Raw genomic sequence first — 20,738 nt, forward strand, 5'->3', positions numbered from 1 at the left:
AAAAGCGATACCTATGCAAAAAATTACTTTATTGGTTTCTATCTTATTTTTGATGTTTTCATGTGGTGTAAAAACAACACAGTCACTTATAAGCGATGGTGATTACGATGGTGCTATCAACCGTGCTGTTGATGCATTAAAAACTAAAAAAGACTCCAAAGGAAAACAAGATTATGTGTACCTGCTCGAAGAAGCTTTTGCGAAAGCCAAAGACAGAGATTTACGAGATCTTGAAATGATGGAGAAAGAAAAAAATCCTGCAAATCTCGAGCGGATCTATAATACATATGTGCAGCTAAATAATCGTCAGGAAAAAATCAGGCCATTATTACCGCTTCAATTACTAAAACAGGGTAGAAACGCTCAGTTTCCGTTTGATAATTATTCAGATCAAATAGTAAGCAGTAAAAATGCCTTGTCAAAATATCTATATGAAAATGCACAAGTTCTTTTAAAGTCAGACAACAAGCTTGATTTCAGAAAAGCGTATGATGATTTGGGATATCTGGAAAGCATTAACCCGAATTATAAGAATGCAAAAAAATTAATGGACGATGCACAATTTAAGGGAACTGACTTTGTAAATGTTTATGCCACAAACGAAACCAATATGATCATTCCGAGACAATTGCAAAATGACTTATTAGATTTCAGCACTTACGGCTTAAACGATAAATGGACAGTATATCACAATGTCAAACAAAAAAATGTTGCTTATGATTATGGCCTGATTTTAAACTTCAGAGAAATATTCATTTCACCCGAACAGATAAAAGAAAAGGAATTCACCAGAGAAAAAGAGATTAAAGATGGTGTCAGACCGCTTTTAGACAGCAGAGGAAAACCTGTAAAAGACAGTTTGGGACGCCCTGTAAAAGTTGATAATTTTAAAATTATAAAAATCAGAATTTTCGAGTTCAGGCAATACAAGGCATGTCAAGTAACTGCTAAAGTGGATTATGTAAATTTAAAAACCAATCAGTTAATGCAATCATTTCCTGTGGCAAGCGAATATGTTTTTGAAAATGTTTATTCAACTTATCGGGGTAACATAAATGCATGCGATGAAAATTATTTAGGCTATTTCAATAAGCGGCCGGTACCTTTCCCTAACAATGAACAAATGGTTTTTGATACCGGCGAGGATCTAAAAGCCAAATTCAAAAATATTATCGTCAGGAACAGATTCAGATAACATTAAAAATATTTATAGTCCCATTTGTCACCCAGGCAAATGGGATTTTTTTTGGTTGCAAAAAAAAATCAAAAAAAATAATGCGAAACCAAAAAGTTGCGTATATTTGCAACTGATTGATTGCGTAATTAAATAAATCAAAAATGAAACGAGATATTTTTCAAGCCATTGCCGACCCAACCCGCAGAGCCATTTTGGTACTGATTTCTTCGTCGGCACTGACTCCAAATACAATAGCCGAAAAATTCAACACGACTCGGCAGGCGGTTTCTAAACATATTAAAATCCTTAATGAATGTGAATTATTAGAGGAAAGAAAAATGGGAAGAGAAATCTATTATCAACTTAAAATCGATAAAATGAAAGAAGTTGACCAATGGCTGGAACAATTTAAGCAAATTTGGGAAAAACGTTTCAATCAACTGGATCAAGTATTAATTAATTTAAAAGCGAAAGAAAATGGAAACTAATCTTTTAATGAATTTTTCCGTAGATAAAGAAAATTGTACGGTTAATGTAAAACGTGAATTTAACGCTCCAATTGCTGACGTCTGGTCTGCCTGGACTGAACCTGAAATTCTGGATCAATGGTGGGCTCCGGCTCCCTGGAAGTCTAAAACAATAAGCATGGATTTTAAAGAAGGCGGCCGAAGACTTTATGCAATGGTTGGTCCGGAAGGTCAGGAACGCTGGAGTTTCTTTGATTATTCATCAATTTCTCCTAAAACGAATTTTAAACATTCCTCTACTTTTTGTGATTCTGAAGGAAATCCAGATCCAAATTTTGGAAGCTCTTACTGGGATCTTACTTTCTCCGAACAAGGCAATTCGACAATTGTTGATATTGCGATTCGACGCGATAGCTTAGCCGAGTTAGAAACGATTATAGAAATGGGCTTTAAAGAAGGATTTACAAGTGCTATGGAAGGTTTGGATAAAATCTTTGAAGCAGGAAAGTCAAAAACATTTCAATAAATGGAATTAAGTAATAATGAATTTAAAATCTAAAGGAAATGAAATCTAATCTTTTAATGAATTTTATTGTAGATAAAGAAAATAGTACGGTTAATGTAAAACGTGAATTTAATGCTCCAATTGCAAGTGTTTGGTCTGCCTGGACTGAACCTGAAATCCTGGATCAATGGTGGGCCCCAGCTCCGTGGAAAGCAAAAACAAAAAGAATGGATTTTAAAGAAGGAGGTCAGAGGCTTTATGCTATGCTGGGACCGGAAGGCGAAGAGCATTGGGCTTTGGCCGACTTTAAGTCCATAACTCCTAAAACAAATTTTAAATATCTGGATGCTTTTTGCGACAGTGAAGGCAACTTAAACAATGATTTTCCACGTTCTGATTGGGATGTGACTTTTTCTGAAGAAGGCAATACAACTTTTGTTGATGTAGTGATTAAACATGAAAAGTTATCCGATTTAGAAATGATTATCGAAATGGGCTTCAAGGAAGGATTCACAATTGCAATGGAAGGTTTGGATAAAATTTTTGAATCAGGAACAAAGTAAGTTTTGTTCTTTTGATATAACTTATACTAAACTTTTAATTATATAAACCCCTACAGGATAATTATCCTGTAGGGGTTTTCTTTTTTTATATATTAAAAGAATAGTAAAAAAATGATGAATTTTTCTCCAAACAAAAAGAGAAAAGGACAATGAAGAAATTTTATAGAATACAGATTAAATTTTTTTGCGATAAACAAAATGATTCCTGATATTTATCTTTGGTTAAAATGAAAGAAATTTTCTTAACTCATATTTAACAATTGTAAGGCAACAATATGTGTTTGTAATTGTTAATGATGTATATAATCCAGAAGATGAGTACAAAAAAAATCTGCACGGTTGTTATTTTTCTTACTGCTTTAATTTCGTTTTCCCAGGAAAAATTTGCGTTAAGCGGTACTATAACCGACTTTAAAAATAATGAAACTTTAATAGGTGTGAATATCTATATCCCGGCTTTGGAAATTGAAACTACAACAAACGAGTACGGGTTTTATTCACTTACACTTCCTGAAGGGGAATATCAGGTTGAAATCAGCTTTTTAGGTTATCAGACTGTCAAAAAAACAATATCCTTAAATGAGAATATCAAAAATAATTTATCCTTAAATGAAAGTGGAGAAGAACTTCAGGAGGTTATAATTATAGATAATAAAGAGATGGCTAACATTAAATCCCCGGAAATGAGTGTTAATAAACTTTCTATTTCTGTTATCAAAAAAATGCCTGTGGTTTTGGGAGAAGTCGATGTGTTGAAATCTATTTTATTGCTTCCGGGAGTCACCAATGCAGGTGAAGGGGCTTCAGGATTTAATGTACGGGGCGGAGGAGCCGATCAGAATTTAATTTTACTGGACGAAGCGGCTATATTTAATTCTTCACATGTTTTTGGTTTTTTTTCTGTTTTTAACCCTGATGCCGTTAAGGATTTAAAATTATACAAAGGTGGGATTCCGGCACGTTACGGAGGAAGGGCTTCTTCTGTTTTGGATATTTATCAGAAAGACGGGAACAGTAAAGAATTTCATGTAAATGGAGGAATTGGGGTGATTTCGAGCCGAATTCTTGCAGAAGGTCCTTTAGTAAAAAATAAGGGTTCATTTTTGATAGGAGGAAGGGCGTCTTATGCACATTTATTCCTGAAATTTTCAGATAGTCAAAAAGGGAATGCTGCCTATTTTTATGATTTGAATACCAAATTAAACTATAGATTAAATGATAACAACAGTTTGTTTTTTTCAGGTTATTTCGGGCGTGATGTTTTTAGCCTGAATAAAGTTTTTACGAACATTTATGGGAATTCTATTTTAAATCTGAGGTGGAATCACCTGTACTCGGATAAAGTATTTGCAAATTTCTCATTGATTTACAGCGATTATTTTTATGAACTTACTTTAGATTTTGTAGGTTTCAAATGGAATTCAGGTATTAAAAATTATACTATCAAATATGATTTTAAAAACTATATTTCCGATAAATTCAAATTGAATTCTGGTTTAAACGGAATTTATTATGAGTTTAATCCCGGAACAATTATGCCCTCAGATAATGGAATTGGAATCAACGCCGATCAATTGGATAAAAAATACGCATTTGAACCCTCAGCGTATATTGATGCAGAACATCAGCTTTCGAAAAAAATTACTGTTTCCTATGGTTTGAGATTCAGTTTGTTTTATCGTTTGGGGGCTTCAACAATTAATTTGTATGAAAACAATAATCCGGTGGTTTTTAATTCGGATATGCAGATTTATGAAAAAGGAACCCCTATTGGTACAAAATATTATAGTAACAATAAGGAAATAAAAAGCTATAATAACTTAGAGCCGCGATTTTCAATTTCTTATCAATTGAATGATAATCAGGCAATAAAAGCCAGTTATAACAGAATGACCCAATATCTTCAGTTAATTTCAAACACAACATCACAAACACCGCTTGATGTCTGGATGCCAAGTGATAATTACATCAAACCACAAATCGCAGATCAGGTAGCTTTGGGCTATTTCAGAAATATCAGTGATGGGGCTTATTCATTTGAAGTGGAAACCTATTATAAAAAAGTTCAAAACAGACTGAATTATATTGATGGTGCCGATTTAATTGCGAATGATGCTATTGAACAGGTAATTTTAAATGGGAGAATGCGGGCCTATGGCATAGAAACGATGTTTAAGAAAAATGGAGGTAAAATTAGTGGGTGGATATCTTATACACTTTCAAAATCAGAGCAGCAAACCCCAGGGAGAACACCTGAAGAAACGGGTATCAATAATGGTCAATGGTATAATTCTGTTTATGACAAAACGCATAATTTAGCCATTACGACTACTTATAATTTAAATGAAAGATGGTCATTTGGAGCTAATTTTGCCTTGCAATCGGGTCAGCCTGTTACGTATCCAAACGGGCAGTATGAATATTTGGGAATAACCGTTCCCAGTTATGGATTACGAAATGAAAATCGTTTACCCGCTTATCATCATTTGGATATCTCTGCCACTTTAGTCCTGGAAAAAAATAAAAAGAAAAAATGGAAAGGGGAATGGGTTTTTAGTATTTATAATGTGTATAATCGTCAGAATGCGGCTTCAGTGAACTTCCGTCAAAATACAGATACGGGAAATAATGAAGCAGTAAGAACATCTATTTTCGGAATTGTGCCTGCAGTTAGTTATAATTTTAAATTTTAGAAACTATTTTCTGTGAAAAGAAATAAAAAAAATACAAAGTATGAAAAAATCAATTTTATTAATAGTATTTTTTATATCGCTATTCTTTACAAGTTGTGAAGAAGTTATTGATGTTGATTTAAATAATAGTGCTCCAAAATTAGTAATAGAGGCTGCCATAAACTGGAAAAAAGGAACTTCGGGGGCACAGCAAACCATAAAGCTGACAACCACAGCCAATTATTTTGAAGATGAAATCCCAATAGTTTCAGGAGCTGTTGTTTATATTAGAAATAGTGCTAACCAACAATTTAATTTTACAGAAGTGCCTCAAACCGGCAGATATGTTTGTAATAATTTCAAACCGGTGATTGAAGGAACTTATACCCTGACAGTTATTAGTAACGGTAATACCTATACGGCTACTGAAACTTTAAAATCTATAGTTCCTATAAAAAGTATTATACAAAACAATGTGGGTGGACCCGTAGGCAGCAATATTGTAATTAGGGCTTTTTATAACGATCCGGCTAACGCAGATAATTATTATTTGTATAAATACGTATATTCGAATAAAATTACATCAAATTACTCTGTTGATGAAGATAAACTGTATCAGGGTAATGAGTTTTTTAGTTTTTCAGAGGGTGAGGATTTAAAAGTTGGAGACGAGGTTGAAGTAACCCATTACGGAATTTCTAAGCAATATTACAATTACATGAGCATAATAATAAGTATTGCAGGCAATAATGTAGGAGGGCCTTTTCAATCTCCTCCTGCAACAGTAAAAGGAAACATTATCAATACAACAGATAAAAGTAATTATCCCTTAGGTTATTTTTCACTTAGCGAAATAGTTTCAAAAAAATATACTATCAAATAATTCAATATGAAAATGGAGGCCGAAATTCTAACTTTAGCAGAAAAAAAATTAATCGGAAAGCATATTACCATGTCGTTTGCCGAAAATAAAACATTTCAATTATGGAATAGTTTTATGCCAGCGCGTAAAGAAATCAAAAAATCAGTTGGTTCTGATTTATATTCCCTTGAGGTATTTCCTATAGGGTATTTTGATCGTTTTAATCCGGAAAACACCTTTGAAAAATGGGCTGCAGTCGAGGTTGAAAATTTCGATTTTATCCCATCAGAAATGGAAACCTTAATAATTCCAAGTGGTTTGTATGCAGTTTTTATTCATAAAGGTCCGCAAAGTGAAGGACATAAAACTTATAATGCTATTTTTGCTGAATGGCTGCCAAATTCGGAATATAGTGTTGACTATCGTCCTCATTTTGCAGTTATGAACGAAAAATACAAAAAAGAAGACCCGGATTCTGAAGAAGAAATCTGGATTCCGATAAAAATTAAAAATTTATAATATGTTAATTGAAGCTTTAAAATCACTTTTTGACCGCGATCTGAACAAACTAAAATTAGAAATCGAATCATATCAGGATGAATCACAACTTTGGGCCATTGATAAAAATATATCTAATTCAGCGGGAAATCTTTGTTTACATTTAATAGGGAATATCAATCATTTTATTGGAGCACAAATCGGAAAAACAGATTACATCAGGAATCGTGAACTTGAATTTTCATTAAAAGATATTCCAAAATCAGAGTTAATCAGTAAAATTGAAAACACACTTTTAGTTGTAAATAATGCACTTGATACTTTAACTGAAACCGATCTAGAAACAATTTATCCGTTGGTTGTTTTCGAAAAGGAAATGACAACAGGCTTTTTTCTTATTCATTTGTCAACACATTTAGCGTATCATTTAGGGCAGATTAATTACCATCGAAGGCTGTTAGTATAGGTTTTGAAATTCTAAAACTCTAAGTTTCTAAGATTCCATATCTTTGAATTCGAAAATAAAAACCCTAAAATTAAAATGTCATCACATCATATTGTTCGGGACGATCAGGAACCCGCCTTAATCATTGCCAATGGTGCCGCCTGCAATTCTGAGTTATTAGGGCAATTGCTCGAATGGTCGCCTTTGATTATTGTACTCGATTCTGCCATTGAAAGAGTTATTGAATTAGGTATAAAAGTAGATGTGCTTTTGGGGGATTTTGACAATGGTTTTGATCCTGAAATCTATAAAACTTCACAGTATCCAATAGAAATTGTACATACCCCGGATCAAAACAAAACCGATTTAGAAAAAGCATTTGACTATTTAATTGACAGAAAAATTCCTGCCGTTAATGTAGTTTGGGCCACCGGAAGACGTGCCGATCACACCATAACCAATTTGACAAATATTGTCCGTTATCGAAATTTACTCAAAATTGTAATTCTTGACGATCATTCCAAAATATTTTTATTGCCCAATAAATTTGAAAAATGGTACACCGCAAAAACTCCAATTTCATTGATTCCGATTGGAGTTGTAAATGGTATTTTTTCGACCAATTTGAAATATCCTTTACATAACGATACCCTAACAATGGGTTACAGAACCGGCAGCAGTAATTCTGTTGCAAACGACGGATTGGTTACCATTACCCATTCCGATGGTGATTTGTTATTGATGGAATGTATGGATTAATTTTAGTATTCAGATATTATATTTTTGGAATGCTATTGCCATTGAGTTTTGAATATCAAGGAGCTGATTCCTGCTGTTCGCTGTATCTTTTATGATCTCGTTAGAAAAAAACGAGACCACAAAAGGATGCCGCTTCCATCAGGGCTAAGGCTTTAGGTTTCATAAAACCTTTTCTAAAAAGGAATGACTATCTTTGCACCCAAATTCACAAAATGAAAGCAATAGACAATTCCGAAAAAAACAATTTACATCCCCGAAACCTGCATCGTTCCCGATATGATTTCGAACTTCTTATGACCAATTGTCCGGAATTAAAGAAGCATGTTGCCGTGAATCTTCATGGTGTCGAAACTATTGATTTCAGCGATCCAAAAGCAGTAAAATCTCTTAACAAAGCATTGCTGCAAACCTATTATGATATTCAGGACTGGGATATTCCTGCCAATTACCTTTGTCCGCCAATTCCCGGCCGGGCAGATTATATTCATTACCTGGCGGATTTATTAACCGAAACAAATAATGGAGTTATTCCTGAAGGATCTTCCGTATTAGGTTTGGATATAGGTGTGGGATCCAATTGTATTTACCCAATTTTAGGAAATGCTATTTACGATTGGAGTTTTGTCGGGACAGATATTGATGAAAAAGCAATCGGGAATTGCAGTAAAATTATTGAAGCAAATCCAAAATTAATTGACGCAATCAGTTTGCAGCAACAAACAGAATCGCGTTTTATTTTCAAAAATATCATCACACCCGAAGATCGTTTTACATTTACTATCTGCAATCCGCCATTTCATGCTTCTGCCGAAGATGCCAATCAAAGTACGGTTAGAAAAGTATCCAATTTAAATCCGAAAGAAAAGAAAAAAACAAATCCGGTTTTAAACTTTGGAGGTCACAATGCCGAATTATGGTGTGATGGTGGTGAAATTGGTTTTGTAACTCAAATGATTTACGAAAGTGCCAAATATCCAATGCAATGTTTGTGGTTTACTACTTTGGTTTCCAAAAGAGATAATCTTTCGAGTATTTATAAAACGTTAAACAAAGTAAATGCTGCGTCTGTAAAAACAATTGATATGGCTCAGGGTCAAAAAAACAGTCGTATTGTAGCATGGACTTTCTTAACGGAAGCACAGCGGAAATCATGGAAAATTTAAATTGTCTTCTAAAAAATATTGACAATTAGCATTATAATTATGATAGTTTAAAACAAAATTCTGATACTATAAACAAGTTCATTTAAAGTAACTTTATAGGAAATTTGAATTTTATGACTATACGAAAATTACTCTTTACATTAATATTATTTCTTTTACTTGTCAGTTGTGCATCCTCTAAAAAGGCAAAATTTGAGGACTACACTTTTCAGACAAAAAAAGAAAAAGATTCTTATATAAAATCATATAATAAAGCACTGAAACTTTGGGGCGTAGCTTATACGGAAGAAAATATAAAGACTTCTTACGGAACTGCCCATGTCATAATATCAGGCCCGACAAACGGAAAAGATTTGGTTTTGCTTCACGGGATGGATGCCAGCTCAACAATGTGGTATCCGGGCATTAAAAGTCTGGCAAGAAATCATCGCGTATATGCCATTGATTTTATTATGGAACCCGGAAAATCGACTTTAACATCAAAGTCACTTTCAACTGAAGATATTGTAATTTGGTACAATGAAATTTTCAATCATTATAAATTAAAAAACTACGACATCGTTGCTGCCTCACGTGGCGGATGGATTGCTACATTATTGGCTGTTCAAAAAAGAAATTCTATAGATAAAATCGTTTTGTTAAGTCCGGCACAGACTTTTAAATTTATTGACAAACCCGGAAAATCATCTTCAGCATTGTTCCTGAAACTTTTTCCGAGTGAAAAGAAATTCGGAAAAACATTAAAAGCCTTTTCCACACATCCTGAAAAAATTAGCCCAATTTATAAAAGACAATTTTATTTGGCTAACAAATATGCAAAATCAAATTCGAATATGCTGCAGATGAGGCCTTTTTCAGATGATGAATTAAAATCTATAAAAAATTCTGTTTTTGTGTTAATAGGGGACCATGACATTATAAATTCTGAAGAAAGTGTTGAGCGGGCTAAAAAATATTTACCCAACAGCAAAATTAAAATTGTAAAAGACGCTGGCCATTTTTTAACCATAGATCAGCCCAAGATTGTAAATGATGCTGTTGTTAATTTTTTAGAATAGTTATAATTTTAAATTTCGGTAATATATTTATAGAATTCAAACTTTGTATCTTTACAAAACTAAATTTTTCATCAGTCAAAAATGAATTTCCAGGTATCCTCAGAATATAGTCCAAAAGGAGATCAGCCGCAGGCGATCCAAAAATTATCCCAAGGTATAAGAGACGGAGAAAAATATCAGACATTATTAGGTGTTACAGGTTCCGGAAAAACATTTACTGTTGCCAATGTGATTGAGGAAGTACAAAAACCTACTTTGGTTTTGGCCCATAACAAAACTTTGGCAGCACAGTTATATTCAGAATTCAAGCAGTTTTTTCCCAATAATGCTGTAGAGTACTTTGTTTCTTATTACGATTATTACCAGCCGGAAGCTTTTATGCCGGTAACAGGAGTTTTCATTGAAAAAGATTTGTCTATCAATGAAGAGCTGGAAAAAATGCGATTGAGTACGACTTCTTCATTGCTTTCCGGACGCAGGGATATTTTAGTTGTAGCCTCTGTTTCCTGTTTATATGGTATTGGTAACCCGGTAGAATTTCAGAAAAATGTAATTGCAATTGAGAAAGATCAGGTAATTTCCCGAACCAAATTATTGCATAGTCTGGTTCAGAGTTTATATGCCAGAACTGAAGCCGATTTTACACCCGGAACTTTCAGAATCAAAGGTGATACGGTCGAAGTATATCCAAGTTATGCAGATGATGCTTTCAGAATTCATTTCTTTGGTGATGAAATTGAAGAAATTGAATCATTTGATATTAAGACATCTCAAGTTCTGGAAAAATATAATAAACTGACTATCTACCCTGCTAATATGTTTGTGACTTCGCCTGATGTTTTGCAGGGTGCAATCTGGCAGATTCAACAGGATTTGGTGAAGCAGGTTGATTATTTTAAAGAAATAGGAAAACATCTGGAAGCAAAACGTCTGGAAGAAAGAACGAATTTCGATTTGGAGATGATCCGTGAATTAGGGTATTGCTCCGGAATCGAAAATTATTCGCGTTATCTTGACGGGAGGGAAGCCGGGACAAGACCATTCTGTTTGTTAGACTATTTTCCAAATGATTATTTGATGGTCGTTGATGAGAGTCACGTAACAATTTCTCAGGTTCACGCTATGTATGGAGGTGACCGCAGCAGGAAAGAAAATTTAGTGGAATACGGTTTTCGTTTGCCAGCTGCTATGGATAACCGCCCGTTAAAATTTGAAGAGTTCGAGGCAATGCAAAATCAGGTTATTTATGTATCTGCAACTCCTGCCGATTATGAATTGCAAAAGACAGATGGTGTGTATGTAGAACAAGTTATTCGACCTACAGGTTTATTGGATCCGATTATTGAAATTCGCCCAAGTCTGAATCAGATTGATGATTTAATTGAAGAAATTCAGGTGCGTTGTGAATTGGATGAAAGGGTTTTAATTACGACTTTAACCAAAAGAATGGCCGAAGAACTGGCAAAATATTTAACTAAAGTAAGTATCCGTTGTCGTTATATTCACTCAGATGTAGATACCTTAGAAAGGATCGAAATCATGCAGGATCTGCGTAAAGGTATTTTTGATGTTTTAATTGGAGTAAATTTACTTCGTGAAGGTCTTGATTTGCCTGAAGTTTCCTTAGTAGCTATTTTGGATGCCGACAAAGAAGGTTTTCTTCGCAGTCACAGATCACTAACGCAAACCATTGGTCGTGCGGCAAGAAATCTTAACGGGAAGGCCATAATGTATGCTGACAAAATTACGGCAAGTATGCAGAAAACTATTGATGAAACGAATTACAGAAGAACGAAACAGATAAATTTCAATAAAGAAAACAATATTACACCACAGGCTTTAAATAAGAAAATAGACAGCGCTTTTACGAAAAATCCATTGGTAGAATATGAATTAGGTCATACTTTGGCAGCTGCCGCAGAACCTGAAACAGCTTATTTATCTAAAACAGATTTAGAGAAAATGATTCGTGAAAAACGTAAATCCATGGAAAAAGCAGCTAAAGAACTGGATTTCCTGCAAGCAGCAAAATTACGAGATGATATTAAAAAATTACAGGAGCAGCTTTCTTAAAATCTAATTTTAATAAATACGAATAATTTCTTTTTTAGATTTATTGGAAAATTTTAAAAAAAAACAGCAGCAAATCCTTTGCTGCTGTTTTTTTAGTGATTATGATGCCGTTAAAGTTAGGGAAGTCACTTTTATTTTCCCTGCTGATCCGGAATAATAATCAACAAATACTTCTATATAATCATTAGTATTCACACTTATGGATCCTGATAGAGGAACTGGTGATGTATCAGAAGTTGAACCGGTATAGCCATATATTTTTGACTGACCTATTATTACTCCATTTTTAGCAATATAAAATATATATATTCCGGTTTTTCCGGCACTTTCTGCAACAAATGAAAGACTTCCGGTTAATTTTATAATTCGTTGTTTAGCGCCCGTATACGTAAGCCTTCCCGTATTATTAGCCGAAAATCTAAAAAGAGAAGTAGATGATGTTGTCGCTGTTATTTTAACAGCTGTTCCTGAATTATCTACTGTAGCTGTAACTCCGGTTCCGGGTGTCAGATTAACACTAAATTCTCCTGTCGCATTAGCATCAGTTTCTGTTGGAATTCCGGGGCACCTCACACTCCAGTTATTGTCAAAATTAAATCCTGTGTAGGTTCCTGTAGTATAACTATTTACATATTTACCAGTTGTAAGAGTTCCTGTGTATACTGTTGATTCCATTACTGCAGTTCCTGTTATAATTGGGTTACTCGACACGTCAAATCCAATTTTAGCACCAATTACCTCTGAAAACCCCCCTAATTTTTCAACTAGTCCAAAAGTTCCCTGTAAAGTTTCATAAGTTCCCGAATTATTTCCAAACCAGGCAGCATTACTAAGCAATATTTTACCAATGTCTTTATAAATGATTCCACTGGTATTGTTAATGTACTGGACAATACTTATAAACATTAATGCCATATTTTCAATTTTGCCTACATTACTGGAATTGGCAATAATACAGTCCCGAACTATCAAACTTTGTGTCTGTGTGCCTGAAGCTATTGATCCTGTTCCTATAATGTCAAAAACTTTTCCTGATAAAGCAGCTATAGTCAGAATTCTTAATGACCCGCCAGTAGTTCCAACAAATAAATCTCCGCTTGCTCTAATCAATTTGTCCTCACCGGAATCCAGACCTACAATATAAGCATTATTTAATTCTATAGAACGATCAAGCATTATTGTACCATTAATTTCATATAAAGTACCTGAATCCAAAAGATACTTTGTACCTCCGCCGGCAGCTAATTCCGAAGCTAAAACAGTTGCTAATACATCAGTTGATTTAATAAGCTTAAATTTAAGTCTTCCTTCATTATCGCCGTAAATTTTCTTCCAGGTTGCTGTACCTCCGTCATAATATTCGAAAGCTCTAAGATCAGTGTCATAAACCATTAATCCATTAGTAGGACTTGAAATAGCATTCCTTTGGGCTGTAGTCATTCTTGGAGTAAGAAAACCTTTATTTGTAGAAGTTACGTCTAAAATAGAACTTGCGTCCGGAGTAACTGTTCCTATCCCGATTTGAGAAAAAACAGGAGTTTCAGATAAAAAACAAACAAGTATCAAAATTTTGGTAACGAGTAAAATCCTTTTCATAATTAGTACGATTAAATTTTAACAATAGAAGTATCATATATAAACTATTAAATATAAGAAAAAACAATTAATCAATGAATTTAATTATGATAAATGAAAAAATATTTACAAGTATTTAAAATTAAAGTCAGAGAATTATTACCATAACCAAATCAAAAAAATATCATATTGAAAAAGCAAAATCAACCTTCTTAATTTTAAAATGGATTGTTTTTAGCTATTTCATTTTATATTTTTAAACTATATGTTATTAAAAAAGACTTAATTTTGTTTTTCATAATTAATTTATAATGCTGTCCAATTTCAAGAATCATATTTCCTCAAGATTTCCGTTTCCGGAAAGAACAAAATTATTTCTGGCTGTCAGCGGAGGCTTGGATAGTATGGTTTTATTGCATTTATTTCAGCAATTGCCTTATGAAATTGCCGTTTTGCATTGCAATTTTCAATTGCGGGGCTTAGAAAGTTTCGATGATCAGAATTTCATTCAAAACTATTGTGATCAAAATAATATACCTGTTTTTGTAACTCAATTTGATACCGAAGCTTTTGCCAAAGATTACAAGCTTTCTACTCAGGTAGCAGCTCGTGAACTCCGATATAATTGGTTTTATGAACTTCTGGAAACCCATAAATTCGATTATATTTTAACAGCCCATCATGCTGATGATAATCTCGAAACCTTTATTATTAATTTAAGTCGTGGTACCGGATTAGACGGGTTAATTGGTATTCCGGAGCAAAATGATAAAATTATTCGCCCGCTTTTGCCTTTTTCGAGAGATGAAATCCTGAAATATGCTCAGCAAAATAATATCGAATGGCGGGAAGACAGCAGCAATGCTTCGAATAAATATCTGCGAAATAAAATTCGTCATGATTTAGTACCTGTTTTAAAAGAAATTAATCCTGATTTTTTGAAAGCTTTCCAAAAAACACAATCGTATTTACAGGAATCACAGGAAATGGTTGAAGATGCCTCGATTATGATTTACCAGCAAGTAGCAAAAGAAGCCGGAGATGAAATACATTTCGATTTAAATCAGCTTAAAAAATTACCTAATTACAAATCGTATTTATATCAATGGCTGAATGAATTTGGATTTCTGACCTGGAATGATATTTATGATTTAGTGAACGGACAATCTGGAAAACAGGTGTTTTCAGAAGAGTTCAGATTGCTGAAAAACAGAGAGGCATTGATTTTAAGTCCAATTTCTGAATTATCAGAAAACGAAGAATTTGAAATAAAAGAGAATGATAAAGAAGTTAATTTTCCCTTAAAGTTGACGCTTTGTAATGTTAGTCACATAACTATAAATTCAAATAAAGCTATATTTGTGGACGCTGAAAAAATCCGGTTTCCTTTGATTTTACGTAAATGGAATGAAGGAGATGTTTTCTATCCTTTTGGAATGAATGGGAAATCTAAAAAAGTAAGTAAGCTTTTTAAAGATGAAAAACTATCCCTGATTGAAAAAGAAAAAACATGGATTTTATGTTCAAATAATCAAATTGTATGGGTTGTTGGAATCAGGCAGGACGAAAGATTTAAAATAGAAAATGCCTCAAATAAAATACTTAAAATAGAACTACAATAATGAAGTCAAACTCCTCTTATCAAGTTGCAATATCAAATTTTTTACGAAATAAAACTTTCCTGTTTTTGATGTTTTTCCTTTTTACTTTTGCAAAAGGAAACGCTCAGATTTTAGAACCTGTAAAATGGACCGCTAAAATTGAAAAGAAATCAGGAAGCAATGCTGTTTTGATCTTTGATGGAATAATAGAAAAAGACTGGCATATGTATTCGCAATTTACGCCAGAGGGAGGACCGCTGCCGTTAGAAATTGTGTTTAAAAACCAAAAAGGAAATTACAATTTGGTTGGAAAAGCCAAAGAAGGGAAAACCAAAACCGCTTTTAATGATGTTTTTGGTGTCAATGAAACTTTCTTTGAAGGCAAAGCACATATTGAACAGGAAATTACGATTACAAATCCAAATTTAAAAACAATTGATGTTGATTTTGATTTTCAGGTTTGTAAAGAAGTTTGTATCAATTCAAATAAAAAATTCTCAATAGTAATTCCGGCATCATTTAATATGAAAGCCGTTGCCACTGTTTCTGAAGTAAAGGAAGATGAAACAAAGAGAGTTGGTTTAGCTGTTGATACAATAGAAAAAGTTGTTCCTTCAATTGAAACAGCAAAAACCGAGGTTACTAAAACATCACAAAAACAGGATATCCCTACACCAGCACCTTCAAGAAGCCTATGGTCTATATTTTTCATTGCATTTTTATCAGGTTTCGCAGCGTTGTTAACGCCATGTGTATTTCCAATGATTCCAATGACGGTAAGTTTCTTTACAAAACAAAGTAAAACTAAGGCAGCAGGAATTAGAAATGCAATTATTTATGGAGTTTCGATCATTCTGATATATGTGATTCTTGGTTTTTCCGTCTCATGGATTTTTGGTGCAGATGCATTGAATTCATTAGCGACAAATGTTTATTTTAATATATTGTTTTTTATATTATTGGTAGTTTTTGCATCATCATTTTTGGGTGCATTTGAAATTATGCTCCCTAATTCCTGGGCAAATAAAGTAGATCAGCAGGCAGATAAAGGTGGAATTATAGGAATCTTATTCATGGCCCTGGCACTTGCAATTGTCTCGTTTTCATGTACTGGCCCAATCGTTGGATCACTTTTGTTTGAAGCTGCAACAAATGGTTTTTTAGGACCAATAATAGGAATGTTTGGGTTTTCATTAGCATTAGCTTTGCCCTTTATGCTTTTTGCAATGTTTCCGGGTTGGCTAAATTCATTACCAAAATCCGGCGGATGGCTGAATACTGTAAAAGTTGTATTAGGGTTCTTGGAATTAGCTTTGGCTTTCAAATTTTTATCAAATGCAGATTTGGTTTTACAATTACATTTATTGGAAAGAGAAATTTTCTTAGTGATCTGGATTGCAATTTTTGGGGCACTGGCACTATATTTATTTGGGAAAATTACGCTTCCACATGATAGTCCGCTGCATCATATTTCAGTTGGAAGATTATATTTAGGATTAACTGTTTTAGCATTTACAATATATTTGATTCCAGGACTTTGGGGAGCGCCGTTAAAATTAATAAGTGCCTTTCCACCACCACCACAATATAGTGAAAGCCCGCTTGGAGTAGGTGGATCTGCTAATAATGGCATTTCTGAAAAAGAATTACCAAAGGGTGCGGAGTTAGGGCCTCATGGAATTATAGTTTTTCATGATTACGAAGATGGTCTGGCTTATGCAAAATCAATAAATAAGCCGATCATGTTAGATTTTACCGGGTATGCATGTGTCAATTGCCGTAAAATGGAAAATAATGTTTGGTCCGACGAAAAGATTTTACCCATCTTAAAAAATGATGTGGTTATAATTTCTTTGTATGTTGATGATAAACGTCTATTACCTGTGGATAAACAATTTGTGACAGCTTCAGGAGATAAAATTGAAACTATAGGTGATAAATGGACAGATTTTATGATCTCCAAATATAAGACCAATACACAGCCTTTGTATGTTCTAACTGATTTAGAAGGTAAAAATTTACACGATTCCAAACCTACAATCAGTTATGTGGGAGCTGAAGAATATTTAAGCTGGTTAAAAGCCGGAATTTCAAATTTCAAATAGTTGGTTGGTATTAATTTCCTGGTTTGATGATTTATTCCGGACGAAATATACGGGTTGAAATTATAGCCCTATAGCCGCAATATCATGTCATAGTATAGAGCAAAAAAGGATTATAAAAAAGCAAGTTGATTATCTATTAAATAATAAAATAAAGCTTAACAGAGAATAAAGGTTAAAATTAATTCAAATAAAAAGCACTCTAAAACAAGATTTTAGAGTGCTTTTTTATTAAGAGAAATGAAATTTAACTCTTATAAGAATTCTCCGTGTTGAGAAATATCTAATCCTAATTCTTCTTTTTCTTCAGTAACTCTTAACGGAGTGATTTTATTAACGATAAAGAATAAAATATATGAAGCAACAAAAGCAAATATTGACACAGCTATTAATGCTATCAATTGATTAATGAACAAAGTTGGAGTTCCGAAAATTAATCCCTGATTGTCACCAACAACTGGATTTATTGCTTTAGAAGCAAAAACTCCGGTTAACAACATACCGACCATACCACCAACACCGTGACATGCAAAAACATCAAGAGCATCATCAATTTTTCCTTTAGGGAATTTGCTTACTACAAAGTTACTTACTATTGCAGCAAAAGCTCCAATGAAAATTGCATGAGGAATACTTACAAAACCAGCAGCAGGAGTAATTGCAACAAGACCAACTACAGCCCCAATACAAGCTCCAAGAGCAGATAATTTGTGACCTAAAATTTTATCAAGGAAAACCCATGCCATGGCAGCAGCAGCAGCAGCAACAGTTGTAGTTCCTAAAGCCTGAACAGCTAAACCATTAGATCCTAAAGCAGATCCTGCATTAAAACCAAACCATCCAAACCATAATAAACCTGTTCCTAATAATACATAAGTAATTCTTGCAGGATTTACTTTTTGAACTTTTCTTTTTCCTAAGAAAATAGCTCCTGCTAATGCAGCCCAACCAGCACTCATGTGTACTACAGTTCCACCAGCAAAGTCTAATACTCCCATTTTAAAGAAGATCCCGTCAGGATGCCATGTCATATGGCATAATGGTGCATATATAAGTAATATAAATAAAACCATGAATAATAAGTATGCCCAGAAACGTACGCGTTCTGCAAAAGCACCTGTAATTAAAGCTGGTGTAATGATAGCGAATTTTGCCTGAAATAATGCGAATAACATAAAAGGAATAGTTGGAGCAAGACTCCATGCAGTATTAGTCCCTACGCCCTGAAAAAACAAATTAGAAGTTGGATCTCCAATGATTCCTCCAATTGTAGGACCAAAAGCTAATCCAAAAGCAACAACAACCCATAAAATAGTAACAATTACCATTGCCATAAAACTTTGCAGCATTGTACTGATTACATTTTTCTTACCAACCATACCTCCATAAAAGAAACCTAAACCTGGTGTCATTAACAATACAAATGCAGTTGCTACGATCATCCAAGCTGTATCTCCTGTATCAAACTTTACAGCTTCTGCTGGTATTGGATTGTCTGATAAGATGAAGTTTGATACAAAGGTCAGTACCAAAATAGTGATAAGAATCACACTTAAAATAATTTTTCGCATAGTTATTTAGTTTTAAAAATTTTGATAAAAATATAAAATCATTTGATACCCCTATCAAAAATAGTGGTCAATGTTTAATTTTTGTTAATTTTTCATTTTAACCCCCCTTTGTTTTACACCTGTTTGTTAAAATGGACTTAAAATTTGTAATTCGTTAATGTAAAATTTAAGAAAAGATAATTTACTAATAAAAAAGATAATTATAATTTTCATTTTGAGAGAAATTACCGCTTTATTGTAATCATTTTTCTAAATTTTTTTAGATTATAATAAAAAAATGCTAAATATTTGTAGCAAAAGTATTTTTGAAATTAAAGATAATTATTATATCCTCCTGTATTTTTCATTCAATTTTTTCTAATGCTTTTAAGGCTGCTTGTCTTTTTGAATAAAAACTGCTGTTAATTTTTTTAGTGGTACGATTAAAAGCATTTAAAAAATGGTAAAGATTTTAATATAAAAGTACATTATTTTATTATAAAAATATGGATATATGAAATACAAAGTCTAATTTTCTTCATTGCTTAGAATCTTTTAGTTAATTTTAAAATTACTTTTACAAGTTGTTTAAATTAGTGTCCTTACAAAAAAATCATATGAAAAATATAAATAAAATAAAATGGGGTATCGTTGGTTTAGGAAATATTGCCCATCAGTTTGCCTCTGATTTAAGATTGATAGACGATGCCGAATTAAGCGGAGTAGCTTCCAGAAATCATGATAAAGCAAATGAATTTGCTGAAAAATATAATTGTAAAAAGTCTTATGGCTCTTATGAGGAACTTTTTGCAGATGATGAAATTGATATTGTTTATATCGCCACGCCTCATGACTCTCATGCTGAATTGACAATCAGGGCAATGCAAAACAACAAGCATGTATTGTGCGAAAAGCCTATTGCCTTATCATATGGTGATGCTGTGCAAATGATTGAAGCTTCCAAAAAATACAATAAATTTTTTATGGAAGCTTTTTGGACACGATTTATTCCATCCATTCGGGAAGTATTATCAAAAGTAAAAAATGATGAGATAGGAGATATTAAATATCTCAAAGCTGATTTTGCTTTTTATGTAAATGAATTAGAAGGAAACCGATTGACAGACAAAAAATTAGGAGGAGGTGCTCTTTTTGATATTGGAGTTTATCCGCTGTTCCTGTCCTATATCATGCTGGGGATCCCTACGGATATTATTGCAAAATCCATCTATCATTCAACGGGGGTTGATTTGCAGACCAGTATGATTTTGCAATACCAATCTGCTCAGGCAGTTTTGCATGCCGGTTTTGTTTCAATTTCTGATATGAAAGCGATTATTGGCGGCACTAAAGGAAGGGTAGAGATACAATCACCCTGGTTTATGTCTGAAGGGTATTCGATTTTTAAAGAGGAAAAAGAAACCAATTTCAATTTGCCTAATATCGGAAAAGGGTATGCGCATGAAGCCATAGAATGTCATAATTGTATTAGGAATAACCAAATTGAAAGCGAATTCTGGTCCCATCAGAATAGTCTGGATTTAAGTAAAATAGTTGAAGAAGTTAAGTCACAGATTGGATTGGAGTTTTCTTAAATCTTTTCAAAAACTTTATTTTAAATTGTAATACTTTATTTATTAAAAATATCCATTTATTTTAATTAGATTG

Annotated in this window: 17 protein-coding genes; 15 read left to right on the forward strand and 2 right to left on the reverse strand. The window is 33.3% G+C overall.

All coding sequences use genetic code 11. The features are described 5' to 3' along the window. Positions 1 to 13: 13 nt before the first annotated feature. From ACEN92_RS20545 to uvrB, 12 genes are all read left to right on the forward strand, one after another. Complete coding sequence (locus tag ACEN92_RS20545) at positions 14 to 1,195, forward strand: hypothetical protein (RefSeq protein WP_495640186.1); 1,182 nt, start codon at positions 14 to 16, stop codon at positions 1,193 to 1,195. A gap of 143 nt (positions 1,196 to 1,338) precedes the next feature. Then, positions 1,339 to 1,665: an ArsR/SmtB family transcription factor gene (locus ACEN92_RS20550; protein ID WP_495640187.1), complete on the forward strand. Its 327-nt coding sequence runs from the start codon at positions 1,339 to 1,341 to the stop codon at positions 1,663 to 1,665. Next, positions 1,655 to 2,170: an SRPBCC family protein gene (locus ACEN92_RS20555; RefSeq protein WP_495640188.1), complete on the forward strand. Its 516-nt coding sequence runs from the start codon at positions 1,655 to 1,657 to the stop codon at positions 2,168 to 2,170. Before ACEN92_RS20550 ends, ACEN92_RS20555 begins: the two co-directional genes overlap by 11 nt. Before the next feature lie 38 nt (positions 2,171 to 2,208). Further along, on the forward strand, positions 2,209 to 2,712 hold the full coding sequence (locus tag ACEN92_RS20560) for an SRPBCC family protein (protein ID WP_495640189.1): 504 nt from the start codon (positions 2,209 to 2,211) through the stop codon (positions 2,710 to 2,712). A 314-nt stretch (positions 2,713 to 3,026) separates the two neighbouring features. Next, positions 3,027 to 5,405 (forward strand): TonB-dependent receptor, encoded by a 2,379-nt coding sequence (locus tag ACEN92_RS20565; RefSeq protein WP_495640190.1) that lies wholly within the window; start codon positions 3,027 to 3,029, stop codon positions 5,403 to 5,405. 40 nt (positions 5,406 to 5,445) lie between these two features. Further along, entirely contained in the window at positions 5,446 to 6,267 is an 822-nt protein-coding gene (locus ACEN92_RS20570; protein ID WP_495640191.1) for a DUF4249 domain-containing protein, read from the forward strand. Between the two features lie 12 nt (positions 6,268 to 6,279). Beyond that, positions 6,280 to 6,765, forward strand: a complete 486-nt coding sequence (locus ACEN92_RS20575) for a GyrI-like domain-containing protein (protein WP_495642367.1) — start codon at positions 6,280 to 6,282, stop codon at positions 6,763 to 6,765. Position 6,766: 1 nt separating this feature from the next. Further along, positions 6,767 to 7,210, forward strand: a complete 444-nt coding sequence (locus ACEN92_RS20580; protein WP_495640192.1) for a DinB family protein — start codon at positions 6,767 to 6,769, stop codon at positions 7,208 to 7,210. A gap of 75 nt (positions 7,211 to 7,285) precedes the next feature. Further along, positions 7,286 to 7,948, forward strand: coding sequence for a thiamine diphosphokinase (locus tag ACEN92_RS20585; RefSeq protein WP_495640193.1), 663 nt, complete (start codon positions 7,286 to 7,288; stop codon positions 7,946 to 7,948). A gap of 212 nt (positions 7,949 to 8,160) precedes the next feature. Then, positions 8,161 to 9,111 carry a 23S rRNA (adenine(1618)-N(6))-methyltransferase RlmF gene (gene rlmF, locus ACEN92_RS20590; protein WP_495640194.1) on the forward strand — a complete coding sequence of 317 codons (951 nt, stop codon included), beginning with the start codon at positions 8,161 to 8,163 and terminating at the stop codon, positions 9,109 to 9,111. Positions 9,112 to 9,224: 113 nt separating this feature from the next. After that, on the forward strand, positions 9,225 to 10,169 hold the full coding sequence (locus ACEN92_RS20595) for an alpha/beta fold hydrolase (protein ID WP_495640195.1): 945 nt from the start codon (positions 9,225 to 9,227) through the stop codon (positions 10,167 to 10,169). Positions 10,170 to 10,250: 81 nt separating this feature from the next. Continuing rightward, on the forward strand, positions 10,251 to 12,242 hold the full coding sequence (gene uvrB / locus ACEN92_RS20600; RefSeq protein WP_495640196.1) for an excinuclease ABC subunit UvrB: 1,992 nt from the start codon (positions 10,251 to 10,253) through the stop codon (positions 12,240 to 12,242). A gap of 99 nt (positions 12,243 to 12,341) precedes the next feature. Here uvrB and ACEN92_RS20605 read toward each other — a convergent pair whose 3' ends face one another. Further along, positions 12,342 to 13,838 carry a phage tail-like protein gene (locus ACEN92_RS20605; RefSeq protein WP_495640197.1) on the reverse strand — a complete coding sequence of 499 codons (1,497 nt, stop codon included), beginning with the start codon at positions 13,836 to 13,838 and terminating at the stop codon, positions 12,342 to 12,344. Positions 13,839 to 14,128: 290 nt separating this feature from the next. Between ACEN92_RS20605 and tilS the strand changes: the two genes are divergently transcribed. Together tilS and ACEN92_RS20615 are read left to right on the forward strand one after the other, a co-directional pair. Continuing rightward, positions 14,129 to 15,439: a tRNA lysidine(34) synthetase TilS gene (tilS, locus tag ACEN92_RS20610; protein ID WP_495640198.1), complete on the forward strand. Its 1,311-nt coding sequence runs from the start codon at positions 14,129 to 14,131 to the stop codon at positions 15,437 to 15,439. Positions 15,440 to 15,507: 68 nt separating this feature from the next. Further along, the gene (locus ACEN92_RS20615; RefSeq protein ID WP_495640199.1) at positions 15,508 to 17,523 is read left to right on the forward strand and encodes a protein-disulfide reductase DsbD family protein; all 2,016 of its coding nucleotides are present in this window, start codon (positions 15,508 to 15,510) and stop codon (positions 17,521 to 17,523) included. Positions 17,524 to 17,774: 251 nt separating this feature from the next. Here the strand turns inward: ACEN92_RS20615 and ACEN92_RS20620 are convergent, their stop codons facing one another. Next, entirely contained in the window at positions 17,775 to 19,091 is a 1,317-nt protein-coding gene (locus ACEN92_RS20620; protein ID WP_495640200.1) for an ammonium transporter, read from the reverse strand. Between the two features lie 596 nt (positions 19,092 to 19,687). Here ACEN92_RS20620 and ACEN92_RS20625 point away from each other — a divergent pair. Further along, positions 19,688 to 20,665, forward strand: coding sequence for a Gfo/Idh/MocA family protein (locus tag ACEN92_RS20625; protein WP_495640201.1), 978 nt, complete (start codon positions 19,688 to 19,690; stop codon positions 20,663 to 20,665). Positions 20,666 to 20,738 lie beyond the last annotated feature (73 nt).

Source organism: Flavobacterium sp. Flavsp81, from assembly GCF_059491325.1.

Bases quoted from the DNA above. Each gene is read 5' to 3' on its own strand.
- ACEN92_RS20570 (WP_495640191.1), top strand. From the start codon at position 5,446: ATGAAAAAATCAATTTTATTAATAGTATTTTTTATATCGCTATTCTTT.
- ACEN92_RS20560 (WP_495640189.1), top strand. From the start codon at position 2,209: ATGAAATCTAATCTTTTAATGAATTTTATTGTAGATAAAGAAAATAGT.
- ACEN92_RS20605 (WP_495640197.1), bottom strand. From the start codon at position 13,838: ATGAAAAGGATTTTACTCGTTACCAAAATTTTGATACTTGTTTGTTTT.
- ACEN92_RS20575 (WP_495642367.1), top strand. From the start codon at position 6,280: ATGGAGGCCGAAATTCTAACTTTAGCAGAAAAAAAATTAATCGGAAAG.
- ACEN92_RS20545 (WP_495640186.1), top strand. From the start codon at position 14: ATGCAAAAAATTACTTTATTGGTTTCTATCTTATTTTTGATGTTTTCA.
- ACEN92_RS20585 (WP_495640193.1), top strand. From the start codon at position 7,286: ATGTCATCACATCATATTGTTCGGGACGATCAGGAACCCGCCTTAATC.
- ACEN92_RS20565 (WP_495640190.1), top strand. From the start codon at position 3,027: ATGAGTACAAAAAAAATCTGCACGGTTGTTATTTTTCTTACTGCTTTA.
- ACEN92_RS20595 (WP_495640195.1), top strand. From the start codon at position 9,225: ATGACTATACGAAAATTACTCTTTACATTAATATTATTTCTTTTACTT.
- ACEN92_RS20555 (WP_495640188.1), top strand. From the start codon at position 1,655: ATGGAAACTAATCTTTTAATGAATTTTTCCGTAGATAAAGAAAATTGT.
- ACEN92_RS20625 (WP_495640201.1), top strand. From the start codon at position 19,688: ATGAAAAATATAAATAAAATAAAATGGGGTATCGTTGGTTTAGGAAAT.
- ACEN92_RS20550 (WP_495640187.1), top strand. From the start codon at position 1,339: ATGAAACGAGATATTTTTCAAGCCATTGCCGACCCAACCCGCAGAGCC.
- rlmF (WP_495640194.1), top strand. From the start codon at position 8,161: ATGAAAGCAATAGACAATTCCGAAAAAAACAATTTACATCCCCGAAAC.
- uvrB (WP_495640196.1), top strand. From the start codon at position 10,251: ATGAATTTCCAGGTATCCTCAGAATATAGTCCAAAAGGAGATCAGCCG.
- ACEN92_RS20615 (WP_495640199.1), top strand. From the start codon at position 15,508: ATGTTTTTCCTTTTTACTTTTGCAAAAGGAAACGCTCAGATTTTAGAA.
- ACEN92_RS20620 (WP_495640200.1), bottom strand. From the start codon at position 19,091: ATGCGAAAAATTATTTTAAGTGTGATTCTTATCACTATTTTGGTACTG.
- ACEN92_RS20580 (WP_495640192.1), top strand. From the start codon at position 6,767: ATGTTAATTGAAGCTTTAAAATCACTTTTTGACCGCGATCTGAACAAA.
- tilS (WP_495640198.1), top strand. From the start codon at position 14,129: ATGCTGTCCAATTTCAAGAATCATATTTCCTCAAGATTTCCGTTTCCG.